Here is a 15,960-nt window from a genome sequence, read left to right on the forward strand (position 1 = left end):
CGATGGGCCTAGAATACTGACATGCCTACACGTGTTCACGAATTTGTTTGGCCCGACCGGGTGGTCATTGGCACCATTGGCGTTCCGGGGGCGCGCACCTTTTACCTTCAGGTGCGTGCGGGGAAGGCGCTGGTGAGCATTGCCCTGGAGAAGCAGCAGTCGACCCTGCTTGCGGAGAAGATCGACGAGATCCTGGACCAGCTCATCACCGTGGACGGTAACCCCTTCAGCATTCCCACGGGCACCCCTTTGGAACTGGTGGACAACGAGCCCCTTGAGGCCGTCCAGGAGCAGTTCCGCACGGGCACCATGAGCCTGGGGTGGGACCCCACCACCGCCCAGATCGTCATTGAGGCCCACCCCCTGGCTGAAGAGGATCTTGATCCCGACGCCGATGACAACGCATTTCTCGAGGATACGGACGACGATTCCGAAATGCTGCGTGTGAGCATGCCGGTGGGCACCGCCCGCGCCTTCGCCATGCGCACCCGCGAGGTTGTGGGTGCCGGGCGCCCCACGTGCCCGCTCTGCGGCTATCCCGTGGACGCCGACGGACACAGCTGCACCATTCCTGAGTCCTGATGCCGACGCCGGAGCTGGTGACCGCGCAGCTGGACCTCACCGGCCGCATCACCACGGCTTCCAACGCCACGTTTTTGGGCAGCATCGGCGACGTCACGGTGGTCTACAAGCCCATTGCCGGGGAAAGCCCGCTGTGGGACTTCCCGCACGGCACGCTGGCGCAGCGGGAAGTGGCCGCGTTCCTGGTCTCGGAGGTCTTTGGTTGGGACGTGGTGCCCCGCACCTGGCTGCGCGGCGGTCCGCTGGGCGAAGGCATGGTGCAGCTCTGGCAGGAGGAGGATCCCGGGCAGGACGCCGTGGACTTGATTCCAGCCGATGAGGTGCCGGACACCGGCTGGAAGCAGGTACTTGAAGGCCGAGATGGAAGCGGGCGGACGGTTGCCCTGGTGCACGAGGACTCGCCGGCGCTGCGGCGCATGGCCGTGTTCGACGCCGTCGTGAACAATGCCGACCGCAAAGGCGACCACATCCTGGCCATGGCCGGCGGACACCGGCACGGCGTGGATCACGGCCTCACCTTCCACCAGGACCACAAGCTGCGCACGGTGCTGTGGGGATGGCTGGGCGAAGCCTTCACTGCGGAGGAGCTTGCGGGCATTGACCGTGTCCGCACGGCCCTTGATGGTGAATTGGGCGAGGCCTTGGCGGAGCTGCTGACGGCCGAGGAAATTGCTTCCCTGGCCGTGCGCTGCTCCCGTCTGCTCTCCGCCGGCCGGTTCCCGGCCCCAAGCGGTGAGATGTCAGCGGTGCCCTGGCCGCTGTTCTAGGAATTGCCGGAGCAGGGGTTTAGTAGTGGTAGCGCGCCTGAAGAACGACCAGGTCATCGCCGTCGACCAAATACACGAGCCGGTGCTCTTCGGTAATACGCCGGGACCACGCACCTGGCGCACCGTACTTCAGCTGCTCGGGCTTGCCTATGCCGGCAAAGGGATCACGAAGGCAGGCGTCCAGAAGTGTATTGATCCGCTTGAGGATCCGGCGATCAGCCGTTTGCCAGTGCTTGTAGTCTTCCCAGGCCGACTCATCCCAAGCGAGGCGCACTCACTCCTCCCGATCAAGTTCATGCGTCTGGGTTCCACCGGCGGCGGCCCGCTCGTAGGCATCGATCAGCCGCCGGGCGTTGGTAGGGGAACGGAACAAATAAGCAGTCTCCTGCCACGCCGCATATTCGTCGGCCGGCATGAGAACGGCGTTCCCCTTGCGGGAGACAATCTCAATGGCAGTGCGGTCGTCATTGACCTGCTCAATAAGCGGAAACAATGTTTTCCGGGCCTCACTGGCGCTGATGGACATCAGCCACTCCTTCACGTTTGATTTAGCCGTACCACTTTATGGTACCAGTCAGTCGATCAGCAGTCTCGTGCGCTTTCGTCGACAGCCGTCAAAATTGCCCATAAAGATGACACGGCTTTATTCCCACTCCATAAAATTCAAACGCCTCACGGAACCAGGTTCCGTGAGGCGTTCAACATGCCCAAGGGGCAGGACTTGATCTTGATCAGAAGCGGTTTCTAGACGTTGAAGCGGAACTCCACCACGTCGCCGTCGTGCATGACGTATTCCTTGCCTTCAATGCGGACCTTGCCCTTGGCCTTGGCCTCGGACATGGAACCGGCCTCGATGAGGTCGTCGAAGTGGACCACTTCGGCCTTGATGAAGCCGCGCTGGAAGTCGGTGTGGATGACGCCGGCGGCTTGGGGCGCGGTGTCGCCACGGTGGATGGTCCACGCGCGTGTTTCCTTGGGACCGGCGGTGAGGTAGGTCTGCAGGCCCAGGGTGTGGAAGCCAACGCGGGCCAGCTGGTCCAGGCCGGACTCCTCTTGGCCGTTCATTTCCAGCATCTCGCGGGCTTCCTCCTCATCCAGTTCCACCAGATCGGATTCCAGCTTGGCGTCCAGGAAGATGGCGTCCGCGGGTGCCACGAGTTCGCGCAGTTCCGCCTGGCGCTCCGGGTTGCCCAGGATGGAGTCGTCCACGTTGAACACGTAAATGAAGGGCTTGGCCGTCAGCAGGCTCAGTTCCTTCAAGTGCTCCATCTCCAGCTTGTCGCTTTTGATGGAGGAGAAAATGGTGTCGCCACGCTCCAACACAGTCAAAGCCGCCTGCACGGCGTTCAACTCCGCCGCTTCACGCTGCTTGAGCTTGACAGCCTTTTCCAGACGGGGAACGGCCTTTTCAATGGTCTGCATGTCCGCAAGGATCAGCTCGGTGTTGATGGTCTCCATGTCGGAGCGGGGATCAACCTTGCCGTCGACGTGGATGACATCGGGGTCGTCGAACACGCGGATGACCTGCGCAATGGCCTCCGCCTCGCGGATGTTGGCAAGGAACTTGTTACCCAGCCCTTCACCTTCCGAGGCGCCCTTGACGATCCCGGCAATGTCCACGAAGGAAACGGTTGCGGGCAGGATGCGCGCTGATCCAAACACTTTGGCCAGTTGGGCCAGCCGGGGATCGGGCAGGCTGACCACGCCAACATTGGGCTCGATCGTGGCGAACGGGTAGTTCGCTGCGAGCACGTTGTTGCGTGTCAGTGCGTTGAAAAGGGTTGATTTGCCGACGTTGGGCAGTCCGACGATGCCAATAGTAAGAGCCACGGTATGTGATTCTACCGGCAGGGCCCCGTTTCGCCTTATTTGCACCGAATGCGGGGCCAACTGCCAGGTGGCGGCTAAGAATTTCCGCCACGTGGGAGTGGGCCCCGCACCCGGCAAAAACTAGCTGACGGGGCGCTTTCCGTGGCCACCGAGGCCGTTGGAGCTGTCTCCGGCGGCCTTCATGGTGGCGCGCAGTTCCTTCGGCAGGGAGAAGAGGATGTCTTCCTCGGCCGTGACAACTTCCTCCACGTCCCCGTAGCCGTAGTCGGCCAACAGGCGCAAGACGTCCTGCACCAGGACTTCCGGCACGGAGGCTCCGCTGGTGACACCCACGGTGGCCATGCCCTCAAACCAGGACTCGTCGATTTCATTGGCGAAGTCCACCCGGTAGGAAGCCTTGGCGCCGTATTCCAGGGCCACTTCCACCAGACGCACGGAGTTGGAGGAGTTGGCGGAGCCAACCACAATGACCAGGTCAGCCTGCGGGGCAATCTTTTTAATGGCCACCTGGCGGTTGGTGGTGGCATAGCAAATGTCGTCGCTGGGCGGGTTTTGGAGCTTGGGGAAACGCTCGCGCAGGATCTCCACAATTTCCATGGCTTCATCCACCGACAAGGTGGTCTGTGAGAGCCATATCAAGTTATCCGGATCCGCCACCTGCACCGTGCGCGCTTCCTCCGGATTGTTCACAATGGTGGTGCTTTCGGGAGCCTCGCCATAGGTTCCCTCAACTTCCTCATGGCCCTCATGGCCAATGAGCAGGATGTGGTTGTTGGCTTTGGCGAAGCGGACGGCTTCCTTGTGGACCTTTGTCACCAGCGGGCAGGTGGCGTCAATGGTGCGTAGATTCCGGTCGGCGGCGGACTGCACCACGGCGGGGGAAACACCGTGGGCGGAGAACACCACGAGCTCACCCTCGGGGACTTCCTCATTTTCCTCCACAAAGATGGCGCCCTGCGCTTCCAGCGACGACACCACATGCACGTTATGGACAATCTGCTTGCGCACGTAGACGGGAGCGCCGTGGTGCTCCAAGGCCTTTTCCACAGCAATGACCGCCCGGTCGACGCCGGCGCAATAGCCCCGCGGCGCGGCGAGCAGGACCTTCTTTTCTCCGGTGACGGGTGCTGCGGCAGCGACCTCTTCGGGCGTCCTGCGACGGCGCGGAACCACGGGCATGGCGAGGGAAACAGCGGAGGCACTCATGCTCCCATCTTACGTGGTGCGCCTGTTCCCCACCATGAGAGCTACAACACCGGCGACAAGCAGCACGGCGGCCACGATGAAGGTGGCTGTGATACCTTTTTGCCAGCTTTCCCCGGCCAGGGCGCCGAGCTCCACACCCAGGGTTTCAATGGCCGCCGGGCCCGCCATTTGCTGCCGCAGCCCGGTCTGCACCATCCCTGCGGCCAGCCACCAGCCCAGGGCCACCACGGCAAGTCCCACCCCAAGAAAAATTGTGGTCGCGGCCCGCCGCTTGGCCACCACCAGCGCCAGCACGATGAGTGCAACGGCGATGCCCGCCAACCACGGGCCCCAACCACCCAGCGTGGTTGCCGCCGGCAGAAGCCGCGCCAGTTCCGGCTGTTCCACGTCAACCACCAATTCCGGCGGCAGGGGTACGGGAATGCCCACCTGTTCGCTCACGTTCCCAATCACCATGCCCACAATGGGGGCAATGTCCAGTTTCACGTCCGCTGCGGTGCCGGAAGTTTCCGCTGCCGCAAAGGTCAGGCGGTGGCTGCGTTCCAGGGTCTGGGTCCACGCTGGTTCGTAGGCCGGATCGGTGTAGATCTGCTGCGCGGCCGAGGTGACCAGTGATGCGGCAAGGTCGCTGAAGGGCGGGGTCAGATTCAGGGCCGCGGTGGCCCGCGAGGAGACAAGTTCCGTCAGCCCGCCTTGGAATTCAGCATTGCCGCCCAGCGGTCCGGCCAGTTTGGCAAAGCCTGCCTCATCAATGATGTTGCGCTGCAGCCACAGCGATGGACCGGCAACAGCTGCCACCAGGAGCGCAATGATGACCAGCAAGGCGGAAGCGGCAGTGCGCATAAGTGACCCCAGACGTAGAGCGGCGTGCAATGGATCCCAACTTTAGTACACCGCTGTGGAGAACAAACCGTCCGTGTCAGTGCGTGCGGATAGAGTTATTGGCACAGGCTCCAGGCACAACGTCCGGCATCAGGCACGGCACCGAGTTACAAGGACGGCGATTCTTACCATGACGGAAACCCCGGAACGGAAAGTCCTTCCGCCCACGGCGGCGGAAACCTCCCCGGATAATCCTTGGCCGCTGCAGCTGTTGAGCCAAAAGCTCAAATCCCACATTGAAAAGGCCCCGCCGGCCTGGGTGGAGGCGCAGATCATTGAGTTGAACAAGCGGGCCAATGTCAGCTACCTGACCCTGCGCGACGTCGATGCGGAAGTGTCCCTCAGTGTCACGGTGTGGGGTTCGGTCCTGGGCCGGCTGGAGGTGCCGTTGGAACGTGGATCCCGCGTGGTGGCCCAGCTGAAGCCGGACTTTTGGCTGAAAACCGGCCGGCTGTCCATGCAGGGGCAGGACATTCGCCCGGTGGGCGCAGGTGATCTGCTGGCCCGCATTGAACAGCTGCGTCAGGCACTGGCTGCCGAGGGCCTCTTCGATGTGCGCCGCAAGAAGCGTCTGCCGCTGCTGCCGCACAAAATTGGGTTGATTACCGGGCGCAACTCCGACGCCATGAAGGACGTCACCCGCAACGCCTCCCTGCGGTGGCCTGCCGTGGAGTTCGAGGTGCGGGAAGTCCCCGTCCAGGGAGTCAACGCCGTCAGCGGCGTCCTGGCCGCCTTGGCCGAGCTGGATGCCGACCCGCAGGTTGATGTGATTGTCATAGCCCGCGGCGGCGGCTCACTGGAGGACCTGCTGCCGTTCAGCCACGAGCAGCTGGTCCGCGCGGTGTCCGCCGCCACGACTCCGGTTGTTTCCGCCATTGGCCATGAGGCCGACCGTCCGCTTCTTGATGAGGTTGCCGACCTGCGTGCGTCCACCCCCACGGACGCCGCCAAACGCATCGTTCCGGACGTGAGCGAGGAACTGCGCCGGGTGGAGCAGGCACGCACCCAGCTGAACCGGCGCATTGAGGATCTTTTGGGCCGCGAGGCTGAGCGTCTGATCCATTTGCGGTCCCGCCCCGTCCTGGCCAACCCGGCAGTGATGATCACCGTCCGGCATGACGACGTCACCGCCTTGGGCGCCCGCGCCCAGAATGCGGTGCTGACCCAGGTCCGGCGCCATGGTGACCAGCTGCAGCACCTCCGGGCCCAGGTGCGCGCGCTATCCCCGCAAAAAACCCTCGACAGGGGCTATTCAGTGGTGCAGTTGGCGGATAAAAGCATTGTGCGGGATCCAGCGCAGGCACCAGCGGGGACACCCCTGGCCATCCGGGTGGCGGCCGGAACCCTGGCAGCGGTCGCCGCCGCCCAAGAAGCAACAGCCACCGACAGCCAAACCGTTCAAACAGCACCAGCAAAGGATCTCCAATGAGTGAAACCCAGCAAGTCCAGGCCAAGTCAAAGGCAGCGGACCCTGAAGATGTGGCGGCCCTGAGCTACGAACAAGCACGGGAACAACTCATGGCGGTGGTGAACCAGCTTGAGGCCGGCAGCTCCAGTCTGGAGCAGTCCCTGGCTCTCTGGGAGCGCGGCGAAGCCCTCGCCCGGCGCTGCGAAGAGTGGCTGCAGGGCGCCAAAGCACGTCTTGATGCTGCCCGCGCCGACAAATCCAACGACGCATAACCCTGCCGAACAACGCCGTGCCGCGCCGGTTCCGGCGTGCCTCAAGCCTTGCTGAGCCGTAACCGTTCCCGGGCCAAATCGAAGTCACCCGAGGGCCACTGCAGCTTTAACGACTCCAGGGCGTGGATCAGGATTTCCTGCACGGCCAGGCGGGCGTACCACTTCTTGTCCGCCGGCACCACATACCACGGCGCATGCCCGGTGGAGGTTTTGTCAAAGACGCGCTGGTAGGACTCCATGTAGGCGGGCCAGAACGCACGTTCGTCCAGATCGGTGGGACTGTACTTCCAATATTTGGTGGGGTCGTGCAGCCGGGACGTCAAGCGTTCAAGCTGCTCCTCCGGGCTGATGTTGAGCATGATCTTGACAATGGTGGTCCCCGCCTCCGCCAGTTCAGCTTCAAAGGCGTTGATGGCCTCGTAGCGCCTGTCCAGTTCAGGGCCATCGGCCCAGCCATGGACCCGGTGGATCAACACGTCCTCATAGTGGGACCTGTCAAAGACACCCAACATGCCCGGGCGTGGCGCTGCGGGGCGCACGCGCCAGAGGAAGTCATGCGCCTTCTCCTCCTCGCTGGGGGCCTTGAACGAGGTCAGCTGGACTCCCTGGGGATCCACCAAACCCACCACGTGGGAAACAATGCCACCCTTGCCGGCAGTGTCCATGGCCTGCAGGATCAACAACAGCGAGCGCTTCCCGCCGAAGCGGCTTTCCGCGAAAAGCTGTTCCTGCAGCTGCGCCAAAAGCGGAGCACGCGCGGCCAGGGCGGCCGCACCGGCAGCCTTTTTGCCCGCGAAGCCGGGAGCTGCATGGCATGGTTGGGCGGCCAGGGAGAAACCGGGCCCCACGCGCAGCAGTTGGGCCGGGTGACCGGTGAATTCGAAGGGCAGCGCCATGGTGGTGGACCTTTCCTAGGGCTTGTAGGTGCTCAAAAATTCGGCAATGCGGCCAATGGCCTCTTCCAGGTCCAAAAGGTTGGGCAAGGTGACAAGACGGAAGTGGTCAGGGCGGATCCAATTGAAGGCACGGCCATGGGAGACCAAAATCTTCTGGGACTGCAACAAATCCAGGGCAAACTTCTCATCATCCTTGATGGGGTACATTTCCGGATCAAGTTTGGGGAACAGGTACAGCGCACCTTTGGCCTGGTTGGTGCTCACGCCGGGAATGTCATTGAGCATCCGGTAGGCCAGGTCGCGTTGATCGCGCAGACGCCCACCGGGCAAAATCAGGTCCTCAATGCTCTGATGCCCGCCCAAAGCCGTCTGGATGGCGTGTTGGCCGGGGGCATTGGCACAAAGGCGCATGCTGGCCAGCAAATTAATGCCCTCAAGGTAGTCGGCGGCACGGGATTTGGGTCCGGAAATGGCCAGCCATCCCGAACGGAACCCACAAATGCGGTAGGCCTTGGACAAGCCGCTGAAGGTCATGCACAGCACGTCCTCGCCCGTGATGCTGGCCGTGTTGATGTGCTCGGCGTCGTCATAGAGGATTTTCTCGTAGATTTCATCGGAGAAGACCACCAAACCGTGTTTGCGCGCCAGATCCACCATGCCCTGGACAATATGTGCCGGGTACACGGCTCCGGTGGGATTGTTGGGATTGATGATCACCAGGCCCTTGGTGCGGGGGGTGATTTTGGCCGCCAAATCCTCCAGGTCCGGCCACCACTGCTGGTCTTCATCGCAGAGGTAATGCACCGGGCGGCCACCTGCCAGGCTCACCGACGCCGTCCACAGCGGGTAGTCGGGGGTGGGGATGAGCACCTCGTCGCCATTGTTCAGCAGCGCCATGAGGGACAAGGTGATGAGTTCGCTCACGCCGTTGCCCAGGTAGACGTCGTCGACGTCGATGTTTTGGATGCCGCGGGTCTGGTAATACTGCACCACTGCTGTGCGGGCCGAGAAAATTCCGCGCGAATCCGTGTAGCCCTGGGCGTGGGGCAGGTGCCGGATCATATCCACCAGGATCGCGTCCGGCGCTTCAAAGCCAAAAGGCGCCGGGTTCCCAATGTTGAGCTTGAGTATCCGGTGGCCTTCGGCCTCCATCTGCTGGGCCCGCTGCAGGAGCGGTCCGCGGATGTCGTAAAGGACATTATGGAGCTTGGTGGACTGCGTGAATTCTGCCATGCACCCAATATCGCACATTGACCCCGGTGATGCCGTGCCAACGTGCCGACAAGGCCCCGCCAGAGGCTAGGAGCGGGTTTCGATTAGTCCTTTTTGAACCAGCCATGCCTCGGCCGCCGCGGCCATGGTGCCGAAATGGCGGTCCTGTGCCAAGCGGTTCAAATTGGCCATTTCACCTTCGGTGAGGGCGCCACTGACCTTGTCCACCACTGCCTGGACTTCATCGGTGACCCGTGCCGTGGACACCACAGGCACCAGATCCTGGGCAGGGAAGGCGTCTTGGGGATCACCCAGCACTACGAGGGCGTTGTCGGCAATGGCGGGTGAGGAATTGTGCAGGGTGGCCAGCTGAATGTCATCTCGAAGCAGCGCCCACAGGGTGCTCTGCGCCGAATAGCCCACCGAGGGGGTCAGTTCCTTGAATTGCCTGGGCACACAGTTGTAATCGCTGCTTAGGGCGGCAAGGCCCCGGGGGTGGCTGCGGAATGCCGCCGAACCTCCCATATCCACCTTCGCGCAGGTGCCGGCCAGATCGGCCATGGTTTTAAGCCGGTACTTTTCCGCTGTAACCGCCGTCACCACCACGTTGGTCTTGTCCTGGGCCTTCACGGGATCCAAGAGCTCAACCCCGGCCGGCAGGGATTCCTTCAGCGCCGACAAGACCTGCGCCGAATCCTTGGTCCAGACCCCGGGCAAGGATCCGTCCATGGCCTGCCGGGAGAAAACCGGGGCAATGTCAACGGTGCCTGCCGCCACCTCGGAAACGGCACCGCGTGCTGTGCCGGCCCCTTCATGCACTTGAGCCGTGGCACCGGCGGCGTTCAGCGCGGCCACGTACAGCTGGGCAACGAGCACGCCCTCCTGCGTGTCCACCCCCGCGGGCACCTCGGCCGCGGCGACCTGGAGTGGGATTTCCCCAATGGTGTTGGACAGGCTGGGGATTGCCACGATGGGCTCGGGGGTGCACCCGGTCCCCACCATCAACAGCGCACCGAGGGAGAATGCGGCAATGAACTTCCGGCGCACTCTGAACTCTCCTAGGTGATTGAAGCCGCTTTTAACCCCGGCAAGATGCCGGGACGGCTGTGGCGGCTTAGCCTAAATCCTCCACATAGGTTACCTTGGCCTGGCCCAGATTGGCTGCTTCGCGGAGCTCTCCGTGGCAGCCGCCACGAACAAGCTCCAACACTGTGAGGTGGTTCAGGCCTGTTTTAAACAGTGGTTTGGGCATGTACAGGGTGGTTTGGGGCCCAATCTCCCAAAAGCGTCCCAGCAGGAAGCCGTTGAGCCACACCATTCCCTTGCCAAAGCCGGGAAGGGCCAGGTGGCTGTCCGCCGCCGCCGCAACATCCACCACGCCGTGGTACCAACCGGCGGCTTGTTCCCGGGAAACCCCTGCGCCCGGGCTGCCCAGTTCCAGCAGTTGTTCCAGTGGCAGCTCCAGGTCAATGGCGCGCTGCTCCCAATGGAAAACGTAGCGCTGGTTGATCAGGACGCCGTCGAGGATGCCCTTGCCCTCGCCAAAGTGGGGTCCGTAATTAATCCGGCCCTGGTTTTCAACCAGGATTTCCAAGCTGCTCAGCCCACCGGCGCCATTGAGTGGCAGCCCCTGCGCACCGTCGGCATCGCTGAGGATCCCGGCGAAGGCGCCGTCAATCCAAATGTAGGCACGGTCGTGGAGGCCACGGATTTTCAGGACGGAGCGCCCGCGCGGAAGCACCGCGCGGGCGCTGTAATGCACCAGGCCGCGGTCGAGCCCCAGTTGTTCAAAGGAGAGCGGTTTGATACTGGGCACAGCTGCCGCGGCCCTGGCAAAATCAAGCAGGGGCGTGCCGGGCTTTAGCTCAAAGTCCGCGGCCGGAAGGACGGGTGCGGGCCGGACAAGGTGGTCCGGCACCGGCACCGGTTCCCGGCCCGAGGCGGCAAAGAACTCCTGGCGCAGGGCGTGGAACTTCGGAGTCAAACGGCCGTCTTCGGCAATGGGTGCGTCGGAGTCGTAGCTGGTGACCGTGGCTTGGATGCCTCCATCATGGTTCGCTCCCGAAGCCAGGCCGAAGTTGGTGCCGCCGTGGGCCATGTAGAGGCAAATGGAGCCACCCACGTCCAGGATCTGCCTGACCTCGGCCGCCGCGTCCGCAGCGCCGCGCGTGTGGTGGTCCTCACCCCAGTGGTCAAACCAACCATTCCAGAATTCCACAGTGAAAAAGGGTTCACCCGGGCGCCTGCGTTCCCACACGCTGTTCGCTTCCGCGCCGCGGGATCCCAGGGTTGCTGCCGCCCAGGTATCGGGCAGGGCGCCGCCGTCAAGGAAGTAGTCGGTGCCGCCGTCGGCGGTGAACAGCATTTCGCTGATGCCCCGGTCCCGCAGCGCCTGCCGGTTCCAGTGCAGATAATTTTGGTCGTCGCCGTAGCTGCCATATTCATTCTCCACCTGCACAGCCACAATGGGTCCGCCGTGGCAGGCCTGCAGCGGCGCCAGGACGGGCATCAAGGCATCAAACCAGTTGGCCACCATCGAGGTGAACAGCGGATCGGAGGAGCGCAATACCACATTCGGTGTGGATGTGGCCCAGGCAGGGAATCCACCATTGTCCCATTCAGCGCAAATGTACGGCCCCGGACGGACAATGACGTCCAGCCCGGCCTCACCTGCCATGGTGATGAAACGGGCCAAATCCTTCCACCCGGAGAAATCCGGGGCCGCGTGGGCGGAGGGCTGGTGGAAGTTCCACGCCACATAGCTGTCCAGGGTATTCACACCCAACGCCACCAGGCGTTCAATGCGGTCCTGCCACTGGTCCGGATGGATGCGGAAGTAATGGAGGGCACCGGCAATGATGCGGTGCCCGGTGCCGTGGCGGAAAAGCTGACGGTCGGCATAGCTCAAGGCGGCACCGGCAGCCGCGGGCTGTGGCTGGGCCGGAATGGCTGGGGGCGCAGCTGCCCCGGACGCTGGCACGTTCAACTTAACTCCTTGAGGGGCGGGAATCTTCAGATGATCTTGTTATGGATAACAAGCGTAACGTCATTAGAGCCTGATGTCAGGGAGGATGGCCCGCTGGGGGGATTTCCAGGCGCGCCCGGGGCCGGGTGCGGGTGCGGGCCGTAGAATTTAGGCAGCATTGCGTTGCCTGACGCATGAGTTGTCCCACCCCTAGGAAAGCAATGAGCTCGCAGCAATACACCCGCGGCCCGGCAATGCGTGATGTGGCGGCAGCTGCCGGCGTCTCGGCCCAGACGGTCTCCCGCGTCCTGAACGAGCACCCGAATGTCCAGGAAAGCACCCGCCGCCGCGTACTGGCGGCAGTTGAAGACCTGGGCTACCGCCGCAGCCACACGGCCCGCGCGCTGGTCACGGGGCGTTCCAAAACCATTGGGGTCCTGACGCTGGCAACAAACAACTACTCCCGCTCATCCCTGGCCCTGGGCGTGGAACTCGGGGCCCGGGAGGCGGGATACACGGTGAACTCGGTGACGGCGGACCTTTCCGCGCAGGGCTTGACCGACGCCGTCAGCCGTCTGGTCTACCAGGGCGTGGATGGCATCATCATTGCTGCGCCGCTGCTGGATGCGGCCGAGCAAGTGCAGCGGATCACCGCACGGATCCCCACGGTGAACACTGACGGTTCCGCCATCCCGGGGGACCGCCAAGTGGGCGTGGACCAGGATGTCTCCGCGGTCCTGGCAACCCAACATCTGCTGGATCTGGGCCATAAAACGGTCTGGCACATTTCCGGTCCGCGGGAATGGTCCGACGCGGCCAGCCGCCTGGCCAGTTGGCGGCGCACCCTGCAGGAAGCCGGCCGCGAGGTCCCGCCGGAGCTGCAGGGCGACTGGAGCCCCGAATCCGGGTACCGCAACGGCATGATCCTGGGCCGGATGGAAGAAGTCACTGCCATTGTGGTGGGCAGCGACGAGATGGCCTTTGGCGTGCTGCGGGCGCTGGATGAATGTGGCCGGCGCGTGCCGGAGGATGTGTCGGTGGTGGGCTTTGATGACATTGATTTGGCAGCTTTTTCCACACCGCCGTTGACCACCGTGCGGCAATCCTTTGAGGACACGGGCCGGCGCGCCGTGCAGCGCCTCGTGGCCAATATTGTCCACCCGGAACTGGCCACCACCACCGAGCTGCGGGCGCCCAAGCTCGTGGTCCGCGCCAGCACAGCTCCCCCGCCGTCCGCGCCCTAGACCGGCATTGATTCCCTGCCTGGACCGGCGGGAATCAATGCCCCCGCCCGGCCACCAGCAACGGAATGCCCAAAATGGGATCCTGCCGGAGAATGTGGACTTGATGCATCCCACGCTCTGCCAGGGCTTTGGTGAACGCGTCCTGCAATGCCGGGACATTGCTGCCCAGCCCGCCACCCAGAACGACCGGCGCCGACAGCTGCAGCTGTACCGCCACAGCTTCGGCAAGCTCCGCCAGAGAGTCCGCGGCCCGGTCCAGCATTGCACGGGCCGGGGCATGGCCGGCATCGGCGGCCGCCACGACCACCGCGGACGCCGCCGCCCAGTAACGGCGCGAGGTACCGCCATGGAAATGCGCAATGAGCTCACCGGGCACCCGCAACTCGCAGTGGCGCAGCAGCTCGGACGTCAAGGTATCCACGGCGTTGCCGGCATCCATGCGGCGCAGGCTGTGGCGCACAGCCTCCCGGCCCAGCCAATAGCCGCTGCCCTCATCGCCGAGCAGGTAGCCCCATCCCCCGGCCCTGGCCTGCTCCCCCGCCGCATTGATCCCCCAGGCGGCGGACCCCGTTCCGGCAATGACTGCAGTGCCTTCCGTGTAGCCGGCAGCCGCCAGCAGCAGGCGCGTGTCATGGACCACCGTCACCTGCGCCCCCGGCACCAGGGGAGAGATCAAGCGCCGGAGTGCGGCGGCGTCGTCGTCGGTGTCAATGCCTCCGGCACCCACAAACACCTCCACGGCACCGGCACAGTCCAAAGCCGCAAACAGGGCGGCCAGGTTTTCGGCAGCCACCGCCGCGCTCACGTTTTGCACATTGGTGCTGCCCACCGTGGCATCACCGGTGACGGATCCGGAAGTCCAGACCATGCCGCGCGTTTTGGAGCCGCCAATGTCAAGGCCCACAAAGCGCGCCGGAAGCAGCTGCGGGGTAAGGGTAGTGTGTTCCACCTGCCCAGACTAATGCCAACAACGCCGCACCAGGACGCTGCAGGGGCGTAGAATGTTCGGAAATTGGCCAAATCCACGAACTAGTGGCAGTTTGCAACGGCCAACCATCGGACATCACGCAAAATCACGGAGGAACCATGGCAGCATCGGCGAAGAACGTTCGACGGGACCCCGTGCACGGAAGTTTTGCCCCAGAGCTGCTGGACGCAGTCGACCGCCAAATCATTGACACCCTGGTGGCCGATGCCCGCATCACCAACAGGGATCTTGCCGACGCGGTGGGCATAGCCCCTTCAACCGCGCTGATGCGCACCCGCTCACTGATGGAGCGTGGAGCCATTGAAGGGTTCGAGGCCAAACTGAACCTGGCCTCCATTGGCCGGGCGGTGCAGGCGCTCATTGCCGTGCGGCTGCGCGCGCACGACCGGGACCAAATCGACACCTTCACCTCCCGCGTCCCCCTGTTGCCGGAGGTGCTCTCCACCTTCCACACCTCCGGGTCGGTGGATTACCTGCTGCACATTGCGGTGCGTGACACCGATGCCCTGCGTGACTGGGTGCTGGACAATTTGACCACCGATCCGGTGGTGGGGCATACGGAAACCACCCTGGTGTTCAAGCACATTCCCGGGCACACGGGCCCGCTGGATTAAGCTGCGATTTTGGGCGCCGGGCACCATAATGGATCGGTGACCATCATTGATAACGCCGTATATGTGGACGGATTGCGCTTTGCCACTCCCCAAAACCTTGACCAGACTTTTGAGCTGAGGGACTCGTGCGACGGAATGGCGTGGATTGGCATGTTCCGGCCCGACGCCACTGAAATGAAGCAGTTGGCGGCGGAATTTTCCCTGCATGTGCTGGCGGTTGAGGACACCATCAAGGCGCACCAGCGGCCCAAGCTGGAAAGGTACGACGACGTCCTCTTCACAGTGCTGCGGCCGGCCAAATACCTCGACGAGAGCGAAAGCGTCGAGTTTGGGGAACTGCATGTTTTCACCGGCAGGGATTTTGTGATCACCATCCGGCACGCCGAGACCCCCGACCTTGCCCGGGTCCGTGCCCGCCTGGAAGGGGAACCCCAAATGCTGGCGTTGGGTCCGGAGGCGGTTTTGTACGCCATTTTGGACCAGGTGGTGGATGACTACCAGCCGGTGGTGAATGGACTGGAAAACGACATTGATGAAATTGAGGACCAACTGTTTGCCGGCGACCCGCATGTTTCCCGGCGCATTTATCAGCTGGCACGTGAGGTGATCCAGTTCCAGCGCGCCATCCACCCTTTGCAGGGCATGCTGGAACAACTCAAGGGCGGCTTTGAAAAGTACGGGGTGGACAAGGAGCAGCAGCGTTATTTGCGTGATGTGGAGGACCACGTCAACATTGTCACAGCCCGCGCCGATTCCTTCCGGCAGCTGCTGCAAAACGCCATGACGGTGGACGGCACCTTGACCTCGAACCGCCAAAACGAGGCAAATGTGGCAGAGAGCGAGCAAATGAAAAAGATCTCTTCCTGGGCCGCCATCTTGTTCGCACCCTCGTTCGTGGGCACCATCTACGGCATGAACTTTGAGCACATGCCTGAACTGCATTGGTCTTTTGGCTACCCTTTCGCGCTGGGCTTGATGGGCCTGGTGGGCCTGGGCATGTATTGGATCTTTAAGCGCAAGTCCTGGCTCTAGTACTACAGCCGCGTTTGTTTCTGGTCGTGTCGGCGGTTTAATCGGACTTGGGGCGAGAATCC

Annotated in this window: 17 protein-coding genes; 7 read left to right on the top strand and 10 right to left on the bottom strand. The window is 63.1% G+C overall.

The features are described from left to right. The first annotated feature begins 21 nt into the window (after window positions 1-21). Window positions 22-582 carry a DUF3090 domain-containing protein gene (locus ACFUCV_RS08025; protein WP_380814337.1) on the top strand — a complete coding sequence of 187 codons (561 nt, stop codon included), beginning with the start codon at window positions 22-24 and terminating at the stop codon, window positions 580-582. Further along, window positions 582-1,349, top strand: a complete 768-nt coding sequence (locus ACFUCV_RS08030) for an SCO1664 family protein (RefSeq protein ID WP_380814339.1) — start codon at window positions 582-584, stop codon at window positions 1,347-1,349. The genes ACFUCV_RS08025 and ACFUCV_RS08030 overlap by 1 nt, the downstream gene beginning before the upstream one ends. Window positions 1,350-1,368: 19 nt before the next feature. Here ACFUCV_RS08030 and ACFUCV_RS08035 read toward each other — a convergent pair whose 3' ends face one another. From ACFUCV_RS08035 to ACFUCV_RS08055, 5 genes are all read right to left on the bottom strand, one after another. After that, window positions 1,369-1,623 carry a Txe/YoeB family addiction module toxin gene (locus ACFUCV_RS08035; protein ID WP_380814342.1) on the bottom strand — a complete coding sequence of 85 codons (255 nt, stop codon included), beginning with the start codon at window positions 1,621-1,623 and terminating at the stop codon, window positions 1,369-1,371. Next, window positions 1,624-1,875, bottom strand: a complete 252-nt coding sequence (locus ACFUCV_RS08040; protein WP_380814344.1) for a type II toxin-antitoxin system Phd/YefM family antitoxin — start codon at window positions 1,873-1,875, stop codon at window positions 1,624-1,626. A 218-nt stretch (window positions 1,876-2,093) separates the two neighbouring features. Next, a complete protein-coding gene (gene ychF / locus ACFUCV_RS08045) occupies window positions 2,094-3,179 on the bottom strand; it encodes a redox-regulated ATPase YchF (RefSeq protein WP_380814347.1) in 1,086 nt (361 codons plus the stop codon). Window positions 3,180-3,299: 120 nt separating this feature from the next. Continuing rightward, the gene (locus tag ACFUCV_RS08050) at window positions 3,300-4,385 is read right to left on the bottom strand and encodes a 4-hydroxy-3-methylbut-2-enyl diphosphate reductase (RefSeq protein WP_380814349.1); all 1,086 of its coding nucleotides are present in this window, start codon (window positions 4,383-4,385) and stop codon (window positions 3,300-3,302) included. Window positions 4,386-4,394: 9 nt separating this feature from the next. Further along, window positions 4,395-5,228, bottom strand: coding sequence for a hypothetical protein (locus tag ACFUCV_RS08055; RefSeq protein WP_380814351.1), 834 nt, complete (start codon window positions 5,226-5,228; stop codon window positions 4,395-4,397). 169 nt (window positions 5,229-5,397) lie between these two features. On the opposite strand from ACFUCV_RS08055, the gene xseA reads away from it, so the two are divergent. Beyond that, window positions 5,398-6,696, top strand: coding sequence for an exodeoxyribonuclease VII large subunit (gene xseA / locus ACFUCV_RS08060; RefSeq protein ID WP_380814353.1), 1,299 nt, complete (start codon window positions 5,398-5,400; stop codon window positions 6,694-6,696). Further along, complete coding sequence (locus ACFUCV_RS08065; RefSeq protein WP_380814355.1) at window positions 6,693-6,947, top strand: exodeoxyribonuclease VII small subunit; 255 nt, start codon at window positions 6,693-6,695, stop codon at window positions 6,945-6,947. Before xseA ends, ACFUCV_RS08065 begins: the two co-directional genes overlap by 4 nt. A 41-nt stretch (window positions 6,948-6,988) precedes the next feature. Here ACFUCV_RS08065 and ACFUCV_RS08070 read toward each other — a convergent pair whose 3' ends face one another. From ACFUCV_RS08070 to ACFUCV_RS08085, 4 genes are all read right to left on the bottom strand, one after another. Beyond that, complete coding sequence (locus tag ACFUCV_RS08070) at window positions 6,989-7,843, bottom strand: PPK2 family polyphosphate kinase (protein WP_380814358.1); 855 nt, start codon at window positions 7,841-7,843, stop codon at window positions 6,989-6,991. Window positions 7,844-7,858: 15 nt separating this feature from the next. Beyond that, a complete protein-coding gene (locus tag ACFUCV_RS08075) occupies window positions 7,859-9,076 on the bottom strand; it encodes a pyridoxal phosphate-dependent aminotransferase (protein ID WP_380814361.1) in 1,218 nt (405 codons plus the stop codon). A 66-nt stretch (window positions 9,077-9,142) separates the two neighbouring features. Beyond that, window positions 9,143-10,102: a glycine betaine ABC transporter substrate-binding protein gene (locus ACFUCV_RS08080; protein ID WP_380814364.1), complete on the bottom strand. Its 960-nt coding sequence runs from the start codon at window positions 10,100-10,102 to the stop codon at window positions 9,143-9,145. Between the two features lie 67 nt (window positions 10,103-10,169). Continuing rightward, window positions 10,170-12,035 (bottom strand): beta-galactosidase family protein, encoded by a 1,866-nt coding sequence (locus ACFUCV_RS08085; RefSeq protein WP_380814494.1) that lies wholly within the window; start codon window positions 12,033-12,035, stop codon window positions 10,170-10,172. A 206-nt stretch (window positions 12,036-12,241) separates the two neighbouring features. On the opposite strand from ACFUCV_RS08085, the gene ACFUCV_RS08090 reads away from it, so the two are divergent. Continuing rightward, complete coding sequence (locus ACFUCV_RS08090; protein ID WP_380814366.1) at window positions 12,242-13,264, top strand: LacI family DNA-binding transcriptional regulator; 1,023 nt, start codon at window positions 12,242-12,244, stop codon at window positions 13,262-13,264. A gap of 34 nt (window positions 13,265-13,298) precedes the next feature. On the opposite strand, the gene ACFUCV_RS08095 is transcribed toward ACFUCV_RS08090, so the two are convergent. After that, entirely contained in the window at window positions 13,299-14,213 is a 915-nt protein-coding gene (locus ACFUCV_RS08095) for an N-acetylglucosamine kinase (protein WP_380814368.1), read from the bottom strand. Between the two features lie 137 nt (window positions 14,214-14,350). On the opposite strand from ACFUCV_RS08095, the gene ACFUCV_RS08100 reads away from it, so the two are divergent. Together ACFUCV_RS08100 and corA are read left to right on the top strand one after the other, a co-directional pair. Then, window positions 14,351-14,866, top strand: a complete 516-nt coding sequence (locus tag ACFUCV_RS08100) for an Lrp/AsnC family transcriptional regulator (RefSeq protein WP_380814370.1) — start codon at window positions 14,351-14,353, stop codon at window positions 14,864-14,866. Window positions 14,867-14,902: 36 nt separating this feature from the next. Continuing rightward, complete coding sequence (corA, locus tag ACFUCV_RS08105) at window positions 14,903-15,898, top strand: magnesium/cobalt transporter CorA (RefSeq protein ID WP_380814373.1); 996 nt, start codon at window positions 14,903-14,905, stop codon at window positions 15,896-15,898. Window positions 15,899-15,960 lie beyond the last annotated feature (62 nt).

Source organism: Specibacter sp. NPDC057265 (assembly GCF_042668835.1).
Classification (GTDB): Bacteria; Actinomycetota; Actinomycetes; order Actinomycetales; family Micrococcaceae; genus Specibacter.

Coding starts and splice junctions, on each gene's coding strand:
- ACFUCV_RS08025 (WP_380814337.1), top strand. CDS start 22: ATGCCTACACGTGTTCACGAATTTGTTTGGCCCGACCGGGTGGTCATT.
- ACFUCV_RS08030 (WP_380814339.1), top strand. CDS start 582: ATGCCGACGCCGGAGCTGGTGACCGCGCAGCTGGACCTCACCGGCCGC.
- ACFUCV_RS08040 (WP_380814344.1), bottom strand. CDS start 1,875: ATGTCCATCAGCGCCAGTGAGGCCCGGAAAACATTGTTTCCGCTTATT.
- ACFUCV_RS08050 (WP_380814349.1), bottom strand. CDS start 4,385: ATGAGTGCCTCCGCTGTTTCCCTCGCCATGCCCGTGGTTCCGCGCCGT.
- ACFUCV_RS08055 (WP_380814351.1), bottom strand. CDS start 5,228: ATGCGCACTGCCGCTTCCGCCTTGCTGGTCATCATTGCGCTCCTGGTG.
- xseA (WP_380814353.1), top strand. CDS start 5,398: ATGACGGAAACCCCGGAACGGAAAGTCCTTCCGCCCACGGCGGCGGAA.
- ACFUCV_RS08065 (WP_380814355.1), top strand. CDS start 6,693: ATGAGTGAAACCCAGCAAGTCCAGGCCAAGTCAAAGGCAGCGGACCCT.
- ACFUCV_RS08070 (WP_380814358.1), bottom strand. CDS start 7,843: ATGGCGCTGCCCTTCGAATTCACCGGTCACCCGGCCCAACTGCTGCGC.
- ACFUCV_RS08075 (WP_380814361.1), bottom strand. CDS start 9,076: ATGGCAGAATTCACGCAGTCCACCAAGCTCCATAATGTCCTTTACGAC.
- ACFUCV_RS08090 (WP_380814366.1), top strand. CDS start 12,242: ATGAGCTCGCAGCAATACACCCGCGGCCCGGCAATGCGTGATGTGGCG.
- ACFUCV_RS08100 (WP_380814370.1), top strand. CDS start 14,351: ATGGCAGCATCGGCGAAGAACGTTCGACGGGACCCCGTGCACGGAAGT.